Origin of the sequence: Pseudomonas sp. B21-059 (assembly GCF_026016285.1) — a bacterium.
Taxonomy (GTDB): Bacteria; Pseudomonadota; Gammaproteobacteria; order Pseudomonadales; family Pseudomonadaceae; genus Aquipseudomonas; species Aquipseudomonas danubii.
Window position 1 is genome coordinate 2,584,379 of record NZ_CP087201.1, and the last position, 19,436, is coordinate 2,603,814.

Annotated in this window: 17 protein-coding genes and 1 pseudogene; 3 read left to right on the forward strand and 15 right to left on the reverse strand. The window is 63.7% G+C overall.

Features of this window, described 5'->3' with window-relative positions; translation table 11 throughout:
* Nucleotides 1-25: 25 nt before the first annotated feature.
* Nucleotides 26-724: a CoA transferase subunit A gene (locus LOY69_RS11820; RefSeq protein ID WP_011060621.1), complete on the reverse strand. Its 699-nt coding sequence runs from the start codon at nt 722-724 to the stop codon at nt 26-28.
* Nucleotides 725-903: 179 nt separating this feature from the next.
* On the opposite strand from LOY69_RS11820, the gene LOY69_RS11825 reads away from it, so the two are divergent.
* Nucleotides 904-1,806, forward strand: coding sequence for a LysR family transcriptional regulator (locus LOY69_RS11825; protein WP_102864184.1), 903 nt, complete (start codon nt 904-906; stop codon nt 1,804-1,806).
* Nucleotides 1,807-1,809: 3 nt separating this feature from the next.
* Here the strand turns inward: LOY69_RS11825 and LOY69_RS11830 are convergent, their stop codons facing one another.
* From LOY69_RS11830 to LOY69_RS11865, 9 genes and pseudogenes are all read right to left on the reverse strand, one after another.
* Nucleotides 1,810-2,652 (reverse strand): NAD-dependent protein deacetylase, encoded by an 843-nt coding sequence (locus tag LOY69_RS11830; protein WP_110595910.1) that lies wholly within the window; start codon nt 2,650-2,652, stop codon nt 1,810-1,812.
* 111 nt (nt 2,653-2,763) lie between these two features.
* Nucleotides 2,764-3,627, reverse strand: coding sequence for a methyl-accepting chemotaxis protein (locus tag LOY69_RS30550; RefSeq protein ID WP_372820915.1), 864 nt, complete (start codon nt 3,625-3,627; stop codon nt 2,764-2,766).
* Nucleotides 3,619-4,395, reverse strand: a pseudogene (locus LOY69_RS30555) (CHASE3 domain-containing protein); the annotation flags it as partial. The pseudogene LOY69_RS30555 and the gene LOY69_RS30550, both read right to left, overlap by 9 nt.
* A gap of 213 nt (nt 4,396-4,608) precedes the next feature.
* The gene (locus tag LOY69_RS11840) at nt 4,609-6,834 is read right to left on the reverse strand and encodes an LTA synthase family protein (RefSeq protein ID WP_123393001.1); all 2,226 of its coding nucleotides are present in this window, start codon (nt 6,832-6,834) and stop codon (nt 4,609-4,611) included.
* Between the two features lie 304 nt (nt 6,835-7,138).
* On the reverse strand, nt 7,139-7,579 hold the full coding sequence (locus LOY69_RS11845; RefSeq protein WP_102864196.1) for a CBS domain-containing protein: 441 nt from the start codon (nt 7,577-7,579) through the stop codon (nt 7,139-7,141).
* Between the two features lie 169 nt (nt 7,580-7,748).
* On the reverse strand, nt 7,749-8,918 hold the full coding sequence (gene solA / locus LOY69_RS11850; RefSeq protein WP_265074602.1) for an N-methyl-L-tryptophan oxidase: 1,170 nt from the start codon (nt 8,916-8,918) through the stop codon (nt 7,749-7,751).
* 24 nt (nt 8,919-8,942) lie between these two features.
* Nucleotides 8,943-9,467, reverse strand: a complete 525-nt coding sequence (locus tag LOY69_RS11855; RefSeq protein WP_110652958.1) for a DUF2867 domain-containing protein — start codon at nt 9,465-9,467, stop codon at nt 8,943-8,945.
* Nucleotides 9,468-9,514: 47 nt separating this feature from the next.
* Nucleotides 9,515-9,757, reverse strand: coding sequence for a hypothetical protein (locus LOY69_RS11860; RefSeq protein ID WP_265074603.1), 243 nt, complete (start codon nt 9,755-9,757; stop codon nt 9,515-9,517).
* Nucleotides 9,758-9,776: 19 nt separating this feature from the next.
* Nucleotides 9,777-10,700, reverse strand: coding sequence for a LysR family transcriptional regulator (locus LOY69_RS11865; protein ID WP_265074604.1), 924 nt, complete (start codon nt 10,698-10,700; stop codon nt 9,777-9,779).
* 102 nt (nt 10,701-10,802) lie between these two features.
* Here LOY69_RS11865 and LOY69_RS11870 point away from each other — a divergent pair, with 102 nt between their 5' ends.
* On the forward strand, nt 10,803-12,317 hold the full coding sequence (locus LOY69_RS11870; protein ID WP_110595904.1) for an MFS transporter: 1,515 nt from the start codon (nt 10,803-10,805) through the stop codon (nt 12,315-12,317).
* Between the two features lie 229 nt (nt 12,318-12,546).
* Here the strand turns inward: LOY69_RS11870 and LOY69_RS11875 are convergent, their stop codons facing one another.
* From LOY69_RS11875 to LOY69_RS11895, 5 genes are all read right to left on the reverse strand, one after another.
* Nucleotides 12,547-13,653, reverse strand: a complete 1,107-nt coding sequence (locus LOY69_RS11875) for a polyamine ABC transporter substrate-binding protein (RefSeq protein ID WP_221178216.1) — start codon at nt 13,651-13,653, stop codon at nt 12,547-12,549.
* 140 nt (nt 13,654-13,793) lie between these two features.
* Nucleotides 13,794-14,690 carry an ABC transporter permease subunit gene (locus tag LOY69_RS11880; RefSeq protein WP_102879976.1) on the reverse strand — a complete coding sequence of 299 codons (897 nt, stop codon included), beginning with the start codon at nt 14,688-14,690 and terminating at the stop codon, nt 13,794-13,796.
* A complete protein-coding gene (locus LOY69_RS11885) occupies nt 14,687-15,568 on the reverse strand; it encodes an ABC transporter permease subunit (RefSeq protein WP_170004810.1) in 882 nt (293 codons plus the stop codon). The genes LOY69_RS11880 and LOY69_RS11885 overlap by 4 nt, the downstream gene beginning before the upstream one ends.
* 44 nt (nt 15,569-15,612) lie before the next feature.
* Nucleotides 15,613-16,755 carry a polyamine ABC transporter ATP-binding protein gene (potA, locus tag LOY69_RS11890; RefSeq protein WP_110595902.1) on the reverse strand — a complete coding sequence of 381 codons (1,143 nt, stop codon included), beginning with the start codon at nt 16,753-16,755 and terminating at the stop codon, nt 15,613-15,615.
* 250 nt (nt 16,756-17,005) lie between these two features.
* On the reverse strand, nt 17,006-17,761 hold the full coding sequence (locus LOY69_RS11895; protein ID WP_265074605.1) for a gamma-glutamyl-gamma-aminobutyrate hydrolase family protein: 756 nt from the start codon (nt 17,759-17,761) through the stop codon (nt 17,006-17,008).
* Between the two features lie 266 nt (nt 17,762-18,027).
* Between LOY69_RS11895 and LOY69_RS11900 the strand changes: the two genes are divergently transcribed.
* Nucleotides 18,028-19,404 carry a glutamine synthetase family protein gene (locus tag LOY69_RS11900; RefSeq protein ID WP_110595901.1) on the forward strand — a complete coding sequence of 459 codons (1,377 nt, stop codon included), beginning with the start codon at nt 18,028-18,030 and terminating at the stop codon, nt 19,402-19,404.
* Nucleotides 19,405-19,436: the final 32 nt, after the last annotated feature.

Here is a 19,436-nt window from a genome sequence, read left to right on the forward strand (position 1 = left end):
TTTTAGTCGGGCTGGGGAAGGGCGATCACTTGCGCACGGTGCGCTGTTCGATGCGCTTCTCGAAGGTGCCGCAGATGACCCGGTCGACGTAGATGCCAGGGGTGTGGATCTGCGTCGGGTCCAGCTCGCCCGGCTCGACGATTTCTTCCACTTCGACCACGGTGATCTTGCCGGCGGTGGCCGCCAGGGGGTTGAAGTTCTGCGCGGTGTGGCGATAGACCACGTTGCCGAAATGGTCGGCCTTCCAGCCCTTGACGATGGCGAAGTCACCGGTGATGGACTCTTCCATCAGGTAGGTGCGGCCCTTGAACTCGCGGGTTTCCTTGCCGTCGGCCACCGGGGTGCCGACGCCGGTAGCGGTGAAAAAGGCCGGGATGCCGGCGCCGCCAGCGCGCATTTTTTCCGCCAGGGTGCCTTGGGGGGTCAACACCACTTCGATTTCGCCGCTGAGCAGCTGTTTCTCGAACAGGGCGTTTTCACCGACGTAGGAGGCGATCACCTTGCTGATCTGGCGGTCTTCCAGGAGCACGCCCAGGCCGAAACCATCGACCCCGCAGTTGTTCGACACCACGGTCAGATCACGGGTGCCGCGGCGCTTGATCTCGGCGATCAGGTTCTCGGGGATACCGCACAGACCGAAGCCGCCGGCGATCACGGTCATGCCATCTTGCAGACCTTCCAGGGCTTCCTCGTAGGACGCCACGCGCTTATCGAAACCTGCCATTTGCACCATCCTCTTTCTTGTTCGTTGGCGGCTGGCCAGCCGTTTGCGGATCAGTGTTGCGCTGCACGATTGATTTGTTAAGTTGATTTTTAAGGTTGATTGATTTGAAAAGCAGCATAATCAGCTCCAAGCTTGCGGCCTGAAGTTTATAGCTGGCGGCTGCCTCCTGAGGATGACAGATGACGGTTAAACAGATTCGGGCCTTTCTGGCGGTGGCCCACAGTTTGAGCTTTGCCCTGGCCTGCGAGCGCCTGCACCTGTCGCAGTCGGCCTTGAGCCTGACCATCAAGGCTTTGGAAGAAGGCTTGGGCGGACGGTTGTTTACCCGCAATACACGCAATGTGGCGCTGACCCCGGAAGGCGAGGCTCTGCTGCCTCTGGCCCGGCGCCTGATCGCCGATTGGGACAACGCCGAGGACGAACTGCGCCAGCGTTTCACCCTGCAGCGCGGGCGGGTGACGGTAGCGGCCATGCCGTCCTTTGCCGGTAATCTGCTGCCGCCGATCCTCAAGCACTTTCGCGCCCGTTACCCCCAGGTCAACGTCACGGTCAATGACGTGGTCAACGAGCAGGTGCTGGAGATGGTCCGCGACCGCGAGGTGGAACTGGGGGTGGCGTTCGAGCCTCAGGACAGCACTTCCTTGCTCTTCACCCCGCTGTACATCGACCGTTTCGTGGCCGTGGTGCCCAAGGATTCGCCCCTGGCGCAGCGCAGCCGCATCGACTGGCAGACGCTGCTGCAGGAGCCCTTTATCACCCTGCAGCGGCCGTCCACGGTGCGGGTGATGCTGGAGGACCATCTGCGGGCCCGAGGCGTGCAGTTGCCGGTGGAATTTGAAAGCCATCAGCTGGCAACCGTGGGGCGCATGGTCGCCAGCGGCCTGGGTGTCAGTGCGGTGCCGGCGCTGTGTGCCCAGCACATGCGCGAGCTGGGCGGGCATTGCCTGACCCTGGATGATCCGGTGGTGGAGCGAGCCATCGGCGTCTTGACCAAGCCGGGGGAGGAGTTGTCCACCGCGGCCCAGGCGCTGTTCGACATCCTGCGCGAGGAAAACCTCGACCAGCGCGTGGCCATGCTTTGAGGCTTAGCGCAGCAGGCGTTCGGCCAACAGCGGCAGCAACCGGTCGCAGGGCTCGCCGAGCTTGAGGTCCAGCAACTCGTCGGCGCGGGTCTTGCCGAAGTTGATGGCCAGCAGCGGCTTGCCCTGCTCAGCCACGGCGCGACACAAGCGAAACGCCGAATACGCCATCAGCGATGAACCCACCACCAGCAGGCCGGCGGCCTCGTGTACGGCACTCAAGGCCCGGGCGGCGGTGTTCTGGGCCACGTTCTCGCCGAAGAACACCACGTCGGGCTTCAAGCGGTCGCCGTCGCAATAGGGGCAGCGGGGGACCTGGAAGCGTTCCTCGAAGGCCGGGTCCAGCAGGGTGTCGCCATCCGGCGCCTGCACCGCGTCGACGCCGGCCAGGTAGGGATTGAGCGCCTGCAACTGCTGCTGGATGGCATCACGCTGACTGCGCTGGCCGCAATCCAGGCACAGCACTCGGTGCAGGCTGCCGTGCAGTTCGATGACGTCCAGGCTGCCGGCCTGATCGTGCAGGGCGTCGACATTCTGGGTGATCACCCCGGCAATCCGGCCTGCGGCCTGCAATTGCGCCAACGCCTGGTGCGCGGCATTGGGCCGGGCCTGGCGCATGCGCGGCCAGCCGAGCATGGCTCGGGCCCAGTAGCGACGACGGGCGTTGGCCTGTCCAAGGAACTCCTGATACATCATCGGCTGCTTGCCGCGGCGCACGCCTTCGCTGTCGCGGTAGTCGGGGATGCCTGACGGGGTGCTGATGCCGGCCCCGGTCAGGACCATGAACGGCTGGCCGTGCATGGCGGCGGCGACTTGTTCGAACGGCGCAGCGGTGGGTCGATCGATCATGGGCTGCTCTCCTTTGCAGAGGGGACGGTGATCAGAAATAAACGCAAAACCTCGGGGATGCCAGGGTTTTGCGTCGATGACTGGGCGGTCGCCCTGGCCAGGGCGCTGAACCTACAGATGGAACACGTTCACCTGTTGCTCCAGGTTCTGCGCCAGTTGCTGCAGGGAGCGGGCCGTCTCGGTGGTTTCCTCCACGGCCTGGCTGTTCTGCTGGGACATTTGCGCGATGCGCTCGACATTGCGTGCCACATCCTGACTGGCGGCGGTCTGCTCCCGCAGGGCCAGGGATATCTGGTCCACCACCCGCACCACATTGCCGGACGAGGTGCGGATATTGACGATGGCCTCACCGGCCTGCTGGGCCAGTTCGACGCCGTTTTTCACCTGATTGACCCCCACGTCCATGCTGCTCACCGCCTCTCGGGTGCCCAGCTGGATCTTGCCGACCATCTCGGTGATCTCCTGGGTCGAGTTGGCCGTGCGCTGGGCCAGCAGGCGTACCTCATCGGCCACTACGGCGAAGCCGCGACCCTGTTCCCCGGCCCGGGCGGCTTCGATGGCCGCGTTCAGGGCCAGCAGGTTGGTCTGTTCGGCAATGCCTTTGATCACGCTGACAATGCTGGAGATCTGCTCGGCGTGCTGACCCAGTTCACCAATCTGGGTGGCCGAAGCCTGCACGGTGTCGGCGATCAGGCGCATGCTGCCCAGGGTGTCCTGGATCACGCTGCCGCCTTCCTCGGACTGGCGCCCGGACTCGCTGGACAGGGCGTGGGCATCCCCGGCGTTGTCCGCCACATGGTTGATGCTCACGGTCAGCTCTTCCACCGTGGCCGCCATGGAGGAGGCCGAGTGGGACTGCTCCTGGGCCGAAGCCGAGAGCTGCAACGAGGCGCTGGAAATGCTCTGGGAGGCGCTGACCAACTGGTCGGCCCCCTGCTTGATCTGACTGATCATGGTCCGCAGGCGCTCCTGCATGGCGGCGAAGGCCTGCAGCAGGTTGCTCACCTCATCACGGCCGGTGGCGCTGATGCTGCTGTCCAGGCGGCCGGCGGCGATGGCCTTGGCCACGTCCACGGCCCGGCGGATACGGCCCACCAGATTGCTGGACAGCGACCAGGCCACCAGCATGGCCAGCACCGCCGCCAGCAAGCCGCCGCCGATCAGGATCGCCAGGGCCGAGGCCTTGGCGTCGTCCATGGCCTGGCTGCGGGCGTCCTGCAGGCTTTTTTCCGCGTCGCGCAGCTCACTGGTGAGCTGGCGCATGGCGTCCATCTTCGCCTTGTCGCGGCCAGCGCTGATTTGCGCCGCCATGGCTTCGGCAGGCTGGCTTCCGGCGTTGATCGCCCGGCGCAGGTCCAGGTTGCCCTGGACGTCGTCGCGCAGCCACTGGTCGTGCAGGGCCTTGAGTCGCTCCAGGCGTGCCTGCTGCTCGGGGTTGTCTGTGGTGCTGCTTTTGATCCGGGCGTAATAGTCGGCAAAGGCTTTTTCGCCTTGCTCCAGAGGTTCGAGGAAGCTGTCGCGACCGGTGAGGGCATAACCGCGCATACCGGTCTCGACATTGATCAGGCTGCGCAGCAGGGCGTCGGACTGGCTCAGGACCTCGTAACTGTGGATGTTGCTTTTGACACTGCTGCTGACCTGATCGAAACCGCGCAGGGCCGCTAGTACCAGCAGCAGGAGGATCAGCAGGACGACGCCGAAACCGGCATAGAGCTTTTGTGAAATGCTCAGATTGGAAAACATAGGAAGGACCGCTCCTAAACCGTTGACTGAATGCTTCACAGGGCTGTGTCTCGACGAGGCAGCGTGATAGCTCAATGATGTTCAAATGACATCAACGGTCCGACTTTTCCTGTACAAAAAAAGTTTCATGTACAGGAAAATATTTTTTGCGGGGCGTGTAGAGGGGCGCATCGAGCGTCGCCCGAAAGGGCGATGCTCGATGTCCGGCAGGGTTCAGCTGGAATGGGCGCTGCTGTCTTCTTCGGGGTCGACGTTCTCAGGTTGCCCCGGCAACTCGGTGATCACGCTGAAGTCGCTGACTTCCACCGCGCCCAGGCCGTAGCCCAGAAGGTGGAAGGAGAACGCCTTGCGGGTTTCCGGGTTGTCGAAGCTGAAGTCCATTTGCAGCGGCTGGTCGGGGGTTACCAGCATTTCTTCCGGCAGGCCCAGGGGGACGTCCTGTTCCAGTTCCTTGCCCTTGAGCAGGATGTAGGCGTTTTGCTGCGGGTCGGCGGAGCGCACGGTGAAGCGCACCCGGGTCTGGGAACCCTTGGGCATTTCCAGGTACTGGGCGCCGATCAGGTTGTCGGCCCAGTCATCCTTGATCTGTGCTTGCAGCGGGATGATCGCCGGGCTGCCGAACTGATAGTGCTGGTTCAGGGGTGATTGCAGCAGGCTGCGATCCAGATGCGTGGCTCGGGCACTGATCTGCCGGGCCCGCAGGCCGCCGTACTGACCTTGCAGACTGGCGCTGTCGGCGATGAAACCGGGGCTTGAGTAGTAGCGGCAGCGCTGCTGGAAATCACATTCGGTGAAGGTGCCCTGGCCGTCGTGGTAGCGCAGCTTGCCGTTGGTGTAGGACATGATTTCCCGGCCCTGGGCGTAGTCGCGGAACAACGAGCGGCCGCTGAGGCTGGCGGGCACCGGCAGGCCGAAGTAGTCCAGCACTGAGGCGCTGAGGTCGACGTGGCCGTAGGTCCCGGACTTGAGATGGGGCAGCAGGTCCTGGTCGGGGGCCAGCATCAGGTTGAAGCCCCAGGACGAGGCCAGGCGCACGCCGTCGATGCCGTGGGATTCATCGGAGGTGATGATCACCAGGGTGTCCTTGAGCACGCCCTTGCGTTCCAGCTCCGTGAGGAACTGGTCGATGGCGTCGTCCAGGTAGCCGACCGCCGCCTGCTTGGGCGTCTCGTAGCGCTCCAGGTAGTCCTCGGGCGCGGAGTAGGGCTGGTGGGTGCCGACGGTCAGCAGGGTGAGCATCCAGGGCTGCTTTTTCTTCTTCAACTGATCCACGTAGCTCAGGGCGCCTTCGAAGAAGGCCTTGTCGTCCTTGCCCCAGGGGAATTCCAGGTAGTTGTCGTTCTTGAACCACTCCAGGCCATGGGTCGCGTCAAAGCCGATGTGCGGCATGATCTTGTCTTTGGCCATGAAGCGCAGGCCGGCGCCCTGAAGGTAGTGGGTGTTGAAACCGAACTTGTGCATCTGCGCCGGCAGGCAGGCCTGGTTGCGCTGGTTCTGGGTGAGCATCTCGACGCCCTTGGGGGTGCCGTTGTCGAGCTTGTCGTAGTCGCCGCAGAGCATGGCGTACAGGCCGCGAATGGTCTGGTGGCTGTGCAGCACGTAGTCCGGGGTGTTCATGCCACGCTCGGCCCAGGCGCTGAGCTTGGGCATCAGGTCTTCCTGATAGTGGCTGTTCAGGGCCTCGCGGTTGGTGCGGATATAGGCCCCGGGAATGCCTTCCAGGGTAATCAGCAGCACGTTACGCGCGCGGCCGGCGCTGGGCAGCAGCGGCTGGCCTTCAAGGTCCAGACGGGTCAGGCCGGCCATGGGCGGCGGCACATCGGCGACATCGCCTTGCAGCCAGTCTTCCAATTGCATCTGCGCCTGGCCGGTGGCGGTGGCCAGGGCCTGGTGGGGCAGGTTGAACAGCTGCCACTGATCGGCTTCGCTGGGTTTGAGGTATTGGGTGGCGCCGTGGGCCAGGAGCAAGCCCAGCGGCAGAATCCAGAGCGTGCGTGGCAGTGTCGGGGTTTTCACTGCGCGACTGCTGCGCTGGACCACCAGCCACAGCACCAGCCCCAGCAGCAGGGTCAGCCCCAGCTCAGGGTGGGTCAGGCCGCCGCCGGTGGAATTGCCGACAAATTGCGGGTCCACCAGGTAATGCAGGTCGGCGAGGTTGGGCATGCGCCCCACCGCGCTCACCAGCTCGGCGCTGACCAGGGTCAGCAGGGCCCAGACCAGCAGCACCGGCAGCGCCAGCCACCAGCGGCGGCGGTACAGCAGCAGGGTCAGCAGGCTGGCGCTGGCCAGGTCCGACAGGTAACCCAGCGGATTGGACCAGCCCAGGGCCAGGCGCGCGCCCATTGGCACCAGCAACAGCAAGCCGAACAAGGTGCACAGGGGAGCAAGAGGGTGTTGGAGGCAACGACGGATCAACTTCACAAATAACCTGCCTGTCATTAAATCTTCACGCAAATGTGCGCGAGTCTAACAAGAGCTTCAGGTAAGACGTTTCTTATTCATGGGGGGAATTCAGTTTTGGCCGAGTTGAGAATTGGCCCGGATGCTCTTCAGATTGAGCTGAAGGCCAGTACTCAGGCGTCTGACGGCTGTTGTGGACGGGGCTGTCAGTGGCGGGATTTACTATTTCAGAGTGTGAAAAAACCAGCACCGCTGGATCTGCTCCAAGTTGATGGCGCCGCGCTGTTGCAGGTGCGGGCTGGCCAGCGAAGGCGCCGTTTGGGGCGATGCCAGGCTTGTGGGCTCATTCGCCGCGAATGTATTGCTCCAGCTGGCGGATCAGGTCGGCCTGTTCGGCAATCGCTTCCTTGACCAGGTCGCCAATGGACAGCAGGCCCAGCAGTTGGCCGTTCTCCACCACCGGCAGGTGGCGCAGGTGGCTGTCGGTCATGATGCTCATGCAGGTTTCCACGCTCTGGTGGGAGTCCACGGTGATCACCGGCGAGCTCATGATGGCGCTGACCGGGGTGCCCACCGAGGAGCGCCCGTGGAGCACCAGTTTGCGCGCATAGTCGCGCTCGCTGATGACCCCGACCACTTGACCGTTCTCCATCACCGGCAAGGCGCCGACGTTTTTTTCGGCCATCAGCATCAGCGCTTCCAGGACCATCTGGTGCGGGGCGATGGTGTGCACTTGCTGGTTGTGCTTGGCCTTGAGTTTCAGCAGTTCTGCGACGCTCTTCATGGGGCGCTCCGGTGGTTCTACGTGGGGCGGCGATGCGCCGCCCTGAGGGTTTGTTAAAGAATCGTAGAGACTGGGCCCGTCGGCAAGGCTGAAAACGGCAGATAAACGGCGAAAAACGTCAGCCCGGGGATTTTTTTTCATCAGCGCCCCAATAAAGGGGTCGTTGCCTTCAGAGGAAGCGCTGCAGAGAGAAACCGCCCAGGTCGATCTCGCTGTGCCCGTCCACGTGCCACTGGGCCAAGGCTTCGCCAATCGCCGCCGAATGCTTGAAACCATGACCGGAGCAGGCACTGACCACGGTGACGTGGGCCAGGTGAGGGTGACGGTCGATGATAAAGCCCGAATCCGGAGTCACGGTGTAGGCGCAGACGCTGGCCTTCACCAACTCCGGCGCCAGCCCGGCGATATGCGGCGCCACCAGCTCGTGGAACAGGCGCTGGGCGTCGGCGAGGCTGGGCTGGCGGTCGAGGCTGTCCGGCTGGCTGCTGACGCGGTATTGCTCGGTGGCGATCTTCACGCTGCCTTCGCCGGGAATCGGCGGGAAACCGTAGCAGGCGTCGACATCGCCGGCGCTGTGGAGGATGAAGCTCGGCGAGCGAGCCGGGTAGTGCTGGGGCTCATCGAGGCGGAACCAGTACAGCTGCTGGCGACAGACCTGCAGCAGTGTGTCGAAGGGCGCCCCGAGCAACTGCGCCGACCACATGCCGGCGCTGACGATGACTTGCCGGGCCTTGATCGGCGAGCCAGTGCTGATGATCTCCACGCCCTCGGCGCCGGGCTTGAGCTCCAGCACCGTCTGGCCGCTGATCAGCGTGGCGCCCAGTTGCCGGGCCCGGGTCAGTTGCGCGTCGATGCAGCGTTCCGGGCGGACAAAACCACCGCCGGGCTCGAAGTAGCCCCGGGCGCTGTCGGCCAGCGGGGCGAACTGCGGGAAGCGCTGACGAATGTCGGCAGCGTCGAGCACTTCATGCTCGATACCGTAGCGTCGGGCCAGGTCAATGCTGTTGTCGGTGAAGTCCCGGGCATCCGCCGGGCGCTGCGGATCGGTGCTGGCGGTCATCACCAGTACCCCGCATTGCTCGAACAGCGGCACATCCAGCTCGGTTTCCAGCTCGCGCCAGATCTGCTGCGAGCGGATCGCCAGGGGCACATAGGCCGCGCCTTCGCCCACCGCCTGGCGGGTGATGCGGGTGTCGCCGTGGCTGGAGCCCTGGTCATGGGGCGGGGCGAAGCGGTCGATGCCCGCCACCTTGACCCCGCGCTTGGCCAGTTGATAGAGAGTGGCGGCGCCCATGGCGCCCAGGCCTACGACGACAACATCGAATTCGGGTGTCTGCACGGCAAGTTCCTTGGGGGTGAAGGCTCAGCGGTTATTGATGGTGGCCAGGGTCATGGGCGCGATGATCCGGTGGAATGGCGCCACCGGCAGCATGTACAGGCGCCCCAGGCGATTGTGCGGATGGACCACGGTGGACAGCACGATCGGACGCAGGCCCTCAGCGGTCAGGGGCTGGAGGTTGAGGGACAGGTGCACGTCCAGGTGCTTGTCGCGATCCACCACCAGCACCTCATCGGGGCTCTGGGAGATCAGGGTAAAGATGCCGACCCGGTCGCCGGGCTGGTAATCCTCGTCGGGGCGCGACAGGTCAATGCGGGTCAGGCGTCCCAGGTCCTTGAGGCCGAACAACTGCACCACACGGTTGCGCAGGCCCATCAGGCGGTCGATCCAGGCCGGGGTCTGGCTCATCAGGTTCAGCAGGTGGCGCATGGCGCTGCGCTCGGGGTCTTCGGCCAGGGTGCGGCGGCAGTCGACGAAGGTCGCGCCCGGGGCCAGGGCAGCGATGCTGGAGTCATGGGGCAACGGGCAAGCGTGTACTGCGGACTTCATCGGTGCAGCTCCTTGAAAGTTGGCGGCTTTGGCTTCATGCCGATCAGTCACGCCAGAAGTCGCAAAAAAATACCACTTCCTGAGGCGAGGAACTTGCTGTTGTGTAGCGGCCAGTTGCCGCTGGCCGAGGGTTGCCATTGCCAGGTGGCAGCGCGCAAGGATTCGGTGGTTTTCCGCACTGCTAGGGCCGGAATCAGCACAAACACGCACGAAGTTGCAAGCAGGTCGAAGGGACCTGTGCCGACCATTGAACGGTGGCGTTCGGTGGCACGCGGACTGAATTCAGCCAACGCAATGGCTGCTTGCCACTTAAGCCTGCTGGCGGACCGCGTCTTTTCCCCCCCTGGCGGCCGGCTCCGCGTTCTGTAGCAGCAACTGACCGAACTCCTGGGCTGCCGCCGTCTTTTCGCCGCTGCTCCAGGCCAGCAGGAAGCGCGCTCCGGGCAACCCCGGCAGGCCGTATTCACCATCGACGATGCGCAGGCCCGGGCGCAGGTCGCTGGCCATCTGCACGGTGACTCCGAGACCGGCGAGCACTGCCGTGCGGATGCCTTCCTGGCTTGGCGAGCTGAACGCCACATGCCAACTGGCGGCGCTTTCGCCCAGGGCATCAAGGCCGATCTGCCGATTGACGCAGGGGGCCGGCGCCAGGGCCAGGGGCAGCGAGGCGCCCGGGGCCAGGTCGAAGTGCTCGGCGGCGACCCAGACGAACCGGGCGCTGCGCAGCACGGTGCCGCTGTCGCGCCGCCCCGGCTCCGAGAGCACCACAGCCAGGTCCAGTTCCCCGGCCTTGAGCATCTGGCGCAGGTCCAGGTAGGTGCCAACGCTGACGTCCAGGCGCACCTCGGGAAAGGCTCGGGAAAACTCGCAGAGCAGTGGCGGCAGGCGCTCCCCCATAAAGGTCTCGGGCACCCCGAAGCGCACCACGCCACTCAGTCGCGACGGCTGGAAGCGCCGGGCCAGGGCGTTCAGGGAGGCGAGGATCTGTTGCGCGTGCTGCAGCACTTCCTGACCGTCTTCGGTCAGGCTCAGGCGCCGGGTGGTGCGCAGCAGCAGGGGCCGGCCCAGTTGCTCTTCCAGACGGCGGATCTGATGGCTGACCGCCGACTGGGTCAGGTTCAGGCGCTTGCCGGCGCGGGTGAAGCCGGCACATTCATGGACTGCGACCAGGGCCCGCAGCAGGGTGGGATCGATGTTCAAGGCAGACTGCCATTCATGATGGGAATTACTCAATCCTACAAAATCTAATCATTTCCGTCATTGAGTGGCGTTGCCCAGACTTGACCCCTCGGTCGCCCCTGGACGGGTGGCGACACCACTTGCGGACAACCTTCGATGCCTCAACCTTCTTCACGCAACACCCTGGCCCTGGCGGCGGTCTGCCTGGCCGCGCTGATGTTCGGCCTGGAAATCTCCAGCGTGCCGGTGATTCTCCCGGCCTTGGAAGACCGTCTGCAGGGCCGCTTTACCGACCTGCAATGGATCATGAATGCCTACACCATCGCCTGCACCGCGGTGCTGATGGCCACCGGCGCCCTGGCCGATCGCTTTGGCCGCAAGCGGGTATTTGTCCTCAGCATCGTCGCCTTTGGCCTGGCCTCGCTGCTCTGTGGTCTGGCCCAGAACATGACGGCGCTGATCGCCAGCCGGGCCCTTCAAGGCCTGGCCGGGGGCGCGATGCTGATCACCCAGGTGGCGATCCTGTCCCAGCAGTTTCGTCAGGGCCGTGAGCGCAGCCGGGCCTTCGCCGCGTGGGGCGTGGTGTTCGGCATTGGCCTGGGGTTCGGGCCGATCATTGGCGGAGCGATCCTGTCGCTGTCCAGCTGGCCGTGGATTTTCCTGGTGCACGGGCCGCTGGCGCTGCTGACCCTTGGGCTTGCCGTGGCCGGGGTCGAGGAGGCCCGTCAGGCACGGGCCTGCAAGCTCGATAGCGCCGGCATCGTGCTGCTGTCGCTGGCGGTGTTCGGTCTGACCTTTGTGCTGACCCAGGGCCCAACCCTGAGCCGCTTCAGCGCACTGGTCGTGGTGCTTGCGACCCTGGGCTGCTTCGCTGCCTTTATCCGTGCCGAGCGCCGCAGCCGGCAACCGATGTTCGAGCTGGGGGTATTCAGGAACCGCCGGTTTTCCGGGGCGTTGCTGGGTTCCATGGGGATGAATTTCAGCTTCTGGCCGTTCATGATCTACCTGCCTATCTACTTCCACGGCGCCTTGGGCTACGACAGCCTGCACAGCGGACTGGCGCTGCTGGCCTATACCTTGCCGACCCTGATCCTGCCGCCCGTGGGCGAACGCCTGGCCCTGCGTTTCGAGGCCGGTTGGGTGATTCCTCTGGGGTTGTCCGGCATCGGCCTGGGCTTTGTGGCGATGTTTGGTGCCAGCCAGTGGGCCTTCAGCAGCGGTGTGTTCATGCTCCCCGGCGCGCTGCTGGCGGGGATCGGTCTGGGCATCTGCAATACGCCGGTGACCAATACCACCACTGGGTCGGTGCCCGTCGATCAGGCCGGCATGGCCTCGGGGATCGACATGAGTGCGCGGATGATTTCCCTGGCGCTGAACATTGCCTTGATGGGCTTGATCCTGGTGGCGGGGGTGGGCGCCTACCTGCGGCGTCACCTGAGTGGGGCGCTGGATGCCGGGCAACTGCAGGGTTGGGTGCAGCAGATTGCCTCTGGCAGCGGCTCTTTGGAAGCTTTGCCGTGGCTGGCGGAAGGTACGCCGCAGGCGGCCCTGGTCCATGGCTTTGGCTGGGTCATGCTGTACGGCGGCTTGAGTGTCTGGGGGCTGGCAGTGTTCAGTCTGCTGATATTCGCCCCATGGCAGCAAAAGCCAGCGGAGTCGATCGCGCAGTAGCCGCTGCCGCGCATCAGCGAGGTTGCGAAAAGGGGGCGCAGGCCCCTCTGTTGCCCCAGGCGTTGCAGCCTGCGGCGATAGGGAAAGCAAAAAAGGCGCCCGAAGGCGCCAAGGATTCACCCCAACCGAGGGAGCCGGGTGAAGCCGTTCGCAGGGGTGTCGCGGTGGTAAGGCGCGACAGGAACGGAAAAAGGGCAGCAGCGCCCGCCTGTCCGGCGGGCGGCTTGGATCATTTACCCAGCTTGATCCTTGTCCAGCCGCGGTTCATCACGCGCTGGATGGCAATCGGCTGATCCGGCACCGCGTACAGGGTGGCCAGTACGTCTTGCGGCGGGTAGGACGCCGGGTCGTTGCGGATCGCTTCGTCCACCAGTGGCGTGGCTGCCGCGTTGGCGTTGCTGTAGCCCAAGCTGTTGGTGACCTCGGCGATGATGTCCGCGCGCATCAGGAAGTTCATGAACAGGTAGGCGTTGTCGACGTTGGCGGCGTCCTTGGGGATGGCCATCATGTCGTAGAAGCTGCCGGCGCCTTCCTTGGGAATGCTGAACGCGACCTTCTCCTGGTTGCCGGCCTCTTCGGCGCGGGAGCGGGCCTGCAGCACGTCGCCGGAGTAACCCACGGCCACGCAGATGTTGCCGTTGGCCAGGTCCGAGATGTACTTGGAGGAGTGGAAGTAGGTCACCGAAGGCCGGATCTTCATGAACAGCTCCTGGGCTTCGAGGATCTGCGCCTTGTCCTTGCTGGTCACCGGGTAGCCCAGATAGTGCAGGGCCGCGGGGAGCATCTCGGTGGGCGAGTCGAGGAAGCTGATGCCGCAGGCCTTGAGCTTCTCGGCGTTCTCGGGCTTGAACAGCAGGTCCCAGGAGTTGGTCGGGGCATCAGTGCCCAGGGCCGCCTTGACCTTGTCCGGGTTGTAGCCGATGCCGATCGAACCCCACATGTAGGGGAAGGCATGGGCGTTGCCCGGGTCGCTGGCGGAGGCGTTTTTCAGCAGTACCGGGTTGAGGTTTTTCCAGTTGGACAGTTTGGACTTGTCCAGTTCCTGGTAGACCCCGGCCTTGATCTGCTTGGCCAGGAAACTGTTGGACGGCACCACGATGTCGTAGCCGGACTTGCCGGTGAGCAGGCGCGCTTCCAGGGTTTCGTTGCTGTCGAAGACGTCGTAGGTGACGTGGATACCGGTTTCGGCCTCGAACTTTTTCAGGGTGTCCGGGGCGATATAGTCCGACCAGTTGTAAACGCGCAGCACCTTATCGTTGGCTTGAGCGCCGGTCACCATCGCGCCCATCAAGGACAGTGAGAGCAGGGTTTTGGCGAACAGTGTCCTGCCAAGCATTTTCATCACTACAACTCCATTTCTTATTGTGCAGATTGCTGCGTGTGCAAGGTGGATATCAGGGTGGAGGCTTTCGCCAGCAAGCTGGCTCCTACAGGTTTGTGTTGTCTGTAGGAGCCAGCTTGCTGGCGAAGAGGCCGTCAGGCCGTCGCCGGCGCTCGTACCGCAGGTTTTTTCGCCGCCGGTGGCTGCCAGGATTCGTTGGCGGTGAAGTCCATGGCTTCCTGGATCGCCCGCTTGCGGGCGGCTTCGGCGCGACGGCCGAAGTACCAGACCAGGAAGGTCACCAGGGACACCGCCAGCAGGATCAGGCTGGCCACGGCGTTGATCTCGGGCTTGACCCCCAGGCGCACCGCCGAGAACACTTCCATCGGCAAGGTGGTGGAACCCGGGCCGGATACGAAGCTGGCCAGCACCAGGTCATCCAGGGACAGGGCAAAGGACATCATGCCGCCGGCCGCCAGTGACGGCGCAATCATCGGGATGGTGATCAGGAAGAACACCTTGAACGGGCGCGCTCCCAGGTCCATGGCCGCTTCTTCGATGGACAGGTCCAGCTCCCGCAGGCGCGCGGAGACTACCACGGCTACGTAGGCGGCGCAGAATGTGGTGTGGGCGATCCAGATGGTGACGATCCCCCGTTCCATGGGCCAGCCGATCAATTGCGCCATGGCCACGAACAGCAGCAACAGCGACAGGCCGGTGATCACTTCGGGCATCACCAGCGGCGCGGTGACCAGGCCGCCGAACAGGGTACGGCCCTTGAAACGGGTGACTCGGGTCAGCACGAAGGCCGCCAGGGTGCCCAGGGCCACCGCCGCTACGGCGGTGTACAGGGCGATTTCCAGGGAGCGCATCACCGAGCCCATCAGCTGCTGGTTGTCCAGCAGGCCGACGTACCACTTGATCGACCAGCCGCCCCACACCGTCACCAGCTTGGAGGCGTTGAACGAGTAGATCACCAGGATCAGCATCGGCAGGTAGATGAACAGCAGGCCCAGCACCAGCATCAGTTTGGAAAATTCGAAGCGTTTCATGCCCGTGCCTCCATCTCTTTGGCCTGGCTGCGGTTGAACAGCAGGATCGGAATAATCAGGATCGCCAACATCACCACCGCCAGGGCGGAAGCTACCGGCCAGTCACGGTTGTTGAAGAATTCCTGCCACAGCACGCGGCCGATCATCAGGGTTTCCGGGCCGCCCAAGAGTTCCGGAATCACGAACTCGCCGACCACCGGGATGAACACCAGCATGCAACCGGCGATGATGCCGTTCTTGGCCAGGGGCACGGTGATCTTCCAGAAGTTGTTGAAGTTGCTCGAACCCAGGTCGGACGCGGCTTCCAGCAGGCTCTGGTCATGCTTGACCAGGTTGGCGTAGAGCGGCAGCACCATGAACGGCAGGTAGGCGTAGACCACGCCGATGTACACGGCGATGTTGGTGTTGAGGATTTCCAGCGGCTGGCTGATCAGCCCGGTCCACAGCAGGAAGCTGTTGAGCAGGCCGTTGTTGCTGAGGATGCCCATCCAGGCGTAGACGCGGATCAGGATCGCGGTCCAGGTCGGCATCATGATCAGCAGCAGCAAGACGTTCTGGGTTTCCTTGCTGGCCTTGGAAATGGCGTAGGCCATGGGGAAACCCACCACCAGGCACATCAGGGTGCTCAGCAGCGCCACCTTCAGCGAGCCCAGGTAGGCCGAGAGGTACAGCTCGTCGCCGGCCAGCATGGCGTAGTTGCCCAGGTTCAGCAGCAGCTGGAATTTCTGTTCGGCGTAGCTGTAGATCTCCGAGTAGGGCGGGATTGCCAGGGCCGCTTCCGAGAAGCTGATCTTCATCACCAAAAAGAACGGCAGCATGAAGAACAGGAACAGCCAGAGAAAAGGAATGCCGATCACCAGCTTGCGACCGCTGGGCAGCATGCGGAACAACTTCTGATTGAACGTGCTCATGGTCGAAGTCCTCATGCCCGCAGCACCACGCCGCTGTCGTCTTCCCACCAGACGTAGACTTGGTCATCCCAGGTCGGCCGCGCGCCACGGCGCTCGGCGTTGGCCATGAACGACTGGACGATCTTGCCGCCAGGCAGCTCGACGTAGAACACCGAGTGGCCGCCCAGGTAGGCGATGTCGTGCACTTTGCCTCTGGACCAGTTGTAGCGGGCGTCGGGCTTGACGGTGGTGACCAGCATCTTTTCCGGGCGGATGGCGTAGGTCACCGACTTGTCCTGCACCGAGGTGCTGACCCCGTGGCCGACGTAGATCTGTTGCTCAAGGTCCGGGCAGTCGATGATGGCGTAGCCTTCCAGGTCTTCGGTGACGGTGCCGTCGAAGGCGTTGACGTTGCCGATGAATTCGCACACCAGGCGGCTCACCGGCGCCTCGTAGATGTCCACCGGGCTGCCGGTCTGGGCGATCCAGCCCAGGTGCATGATGGCGATGCGCTGGGCCATGGTCATGGCTTCTTCCTGGTCGTGGGTCACCATCACGCAGGTCACGCCCACGCGCTCGATGATCTCAACCAGCTCAAGTTGCATCTGCGAACGCAGCTTCTTGTCCAGGGCACCCATGGGTTCGTCCAGCAACAACAGCTTGGGACGCTTGGCCAGGGAGCGGGCCAGGGCCACGCGCTGGCGCTGGCCACCGGACAGCTGGTGCGGCTTGCGCCGGGCGTACTGGGTCATGTGCACGAGCTTGAGCATTTCCTCGACCCGGGCCTCGATCTCGGCGGCCGGCAGGCGGTCCTGCTTGAGGCCGAAGGCGATGTTCTGGGCCACGGTCATGTGCGGGAACAGGGCGTAGGACTGGAACATCATGTTGATCGGCCGCTCGTAGGGCGGCATGTCGGTGATGTCCACGCCATCCAGCAGGATGCGGCCCTCGGTGGGGCGTTCGAAGCCGGCGAGCATGCGCAGCAGGGTGGATTTGCCGGAGCCGGAACCGCCCAGCAGGGCGAAGATCTCACCCTGGTGGATCTCCAGGGAGACATCGTCCACGGCCACGGTTTCATCGAACTTCTTGGTCACGCGGTCGATCTTGACCAGGACCTTCTGCGGGCTCGGGGTGCCTTCGAGGGCCTTGCGGTAAGTGCTGGAGGCGTTTGCCATGTGAAACTCCCAACAGGTGTCAGCAGCCTGGCCAATTCGGCCGGGCTTAAAGGTTGATTGCCAGCCCGCAGGGGGTGCGGGCTGATTCGGCGCTGCCTTCCTGGCGGCCTGACGCTATTTGTTGTTGTGGTCTTGCCGTTTGCTGCTCACGCCGAACACGGGGCGCGCGCAGGCGCGCTCGCCGTGGGGCAGGGCGTGGTGGATCTTGTTGAATGCCTGGAAGGCCGCCTTGGCGGCCGGGGTTTGCCGCTTAGCGGCGTTGCGCGGCCCGTTGCCGGCAGGCGTCGCCAAAGGCCTGGAAGATTCGCAGGTAGGCCGGGTTCGACAGCACCTGCCATTCCGGGTGCCACTGCACGCCGAAGGCGAAGGCCTTGCTGTGTTCCACCGACAGCGCCTCGATCAGGCCATCCGGGGCCACGGCCTCGACCCGCAGGCCGGGGGCCAGGCGGTCGACGCCCTGGCTGTGGATCGAGTTGACCTGGATCTCGCCGGCCAGGCCCATGGCTTCGAACACGCCGCCAGGCTGGATCGTCACCGGGTGCGCCGGGGCGTACTGCACTTCGATGCGCGGGTCGTCGGCTTCACGGTGGTCCATGTAGCCCGGCAGTTCATGCACCTTCTGGTGCAGGCTGCCGCCGAAGGCCACGTTCATTTCCTGGAAGCCGCGGCAGATGCCGAGCACTGGCACGCCAGCGGCAATCGCCGCGCGCAGCAGGGGCAGGGTGGTGGCATCGCGTTGCGGGTCGTGGGCGGTGCCCGGTTCGCTGGGCGTGCCCTGGTAATGGAGGGGTTCGACATTGGATGGCGAGCCGGTAAACAGCAGCCCGTCCATGTTGTGCAGCAGATCGTCGATATCGATCAGATCCGCCAGGGAAGGAATGATCAGGGGCAGGCCCTCGGCCGCGACGCTGACAGCACGCAAGTACTTGTCGCCGCTGACGTGGTAGGGGTGCAGGCCGATCTCTTTGACGCACGCAGTAACGCCGATCAATGGCTTGAATGCCATTTTTATCACCTCGAAATTCACGCTGGAACGAGTTTTTCCAGAGCTTATCCTCGTTGATTTTAATTAACAACTTCCATGTAAAAAATTCTAAACGTTAATCGTCCGAAAACCGCAGGTGGCGCGGATTGAGCCGGTTATTTGTCTCTGGTGGAGCAAAATAATTGACGAAAAGCCGCTGCTGTTGGCTATTGACTCCGGTTTTTCTTTCGGGTTGACTGCTGGCGTGTCACAGCAGTGAACATAATAATTAACACAATAGGTGCATCATGTCGGTCCCCCCGCGTGCCATTCAACTCAATGAAGCCAATGCCTTCCTGAAAAAACACCCCGAGGTTCTCTACGTCGATCTGCTGATTGCAGACATGAACGGTGTGGTGCGCGGCAAGCGCATCGAGCGCACCGCGCTGCACAAGGTCTACGAGAAGGGCATCAACCTGCCAGCCTCGCTGTTTGCCCTGGATATCAACGGCTCCACGGTGGAAAGCACCGGCCTGGGCCTGGACATCGGCGACGCCGACCGCATCTGCTATCCGATCCCCGGCACCCTGAGCGTCGAGCCCTGGCAGAAGCGTCCCACCGCGCAACTGCTGATGACCATGCACGAGATTGAAGGCCAGCCATTCTTCGCCGACCCCCGCGAAGTGCTGCGCCAGGTGGTGACCAAGTTCGACGAGCTGGGCCTGACCATCTGCGCCGCCTTCGAGCTGGAGTTCTACCTGATCGACCAGGACAACGTGAACGGCCGTCCACAGTCGCCCCGTTCGCCGATCTCCGGCAAACGTCCGCATTCCACCCAGGTCTACCTGATCGACGATCTGGACGAATACGTCGACTGCCTGCAAGACATCCTTGAAGGCGCGAAAGAGCAGGGCATCCCGGCCGACGCCATCGTCAAGGAAAGCGCCCCGGCGCAGTTCGAAGTCAACCTGCACCACGTCAGCGACCCGATCAAAGCCTGCGACTACGCGGTGCTGCTCAAGCGCCTGGTGAAGAACATCGCCTACGACCATGAAATGGACACCACCTTCATGGCCAAGCCTTACCCGGGCCAGGCGGGTAACGGCCTGCACGTGCACATCTCGATTCTCGACAAGCAGGGCAACAACATCTTCGCCAGCGAAGACCCGGAAACCAACGAAGCCTTGCGCCATGCCATCGGCGGCGTGCTCGACACCCTGCCCGAGCAGATGGCCTTCCTGTGCCCTAACGTCAACTCCTACCGCCGCTTTGGCGCGCAGTTCTACGTGCCGAACTCGCCGACCTGGGGCATCGACAACCGCACCGTGGCCGTGCGCGTACCCACCGGTTCTGCCGATGCGGTGCGCATCGAGCACCGGGTGGCTGGCGCCGACGCCAACCCTTACCTGCTGATGGCTTCGGTACTGGCGGGTATTCACCACGGCCTGACCAACAAGATCGACCCGGGCGCGCCGGTTGAGGGCAACTCCTACGAGCAGAACGAACAAAGCCTGCCCACCAACCTGCGGGACGCCCTGCGCGTACTGGACGACAGTGAAGTGATGGCCAAGTACATCGACCCGATGTACATCGACGTGTTCGTGGCCTGTAAGGAAAGCGAGTTGGCGGAGTTCGAAAACTCCATCTCCGACCTGGAATACAACTGGTACCTGCACACGGTCTGATGACCGTGTCACTTCCTGCCTTGAGTATTTGC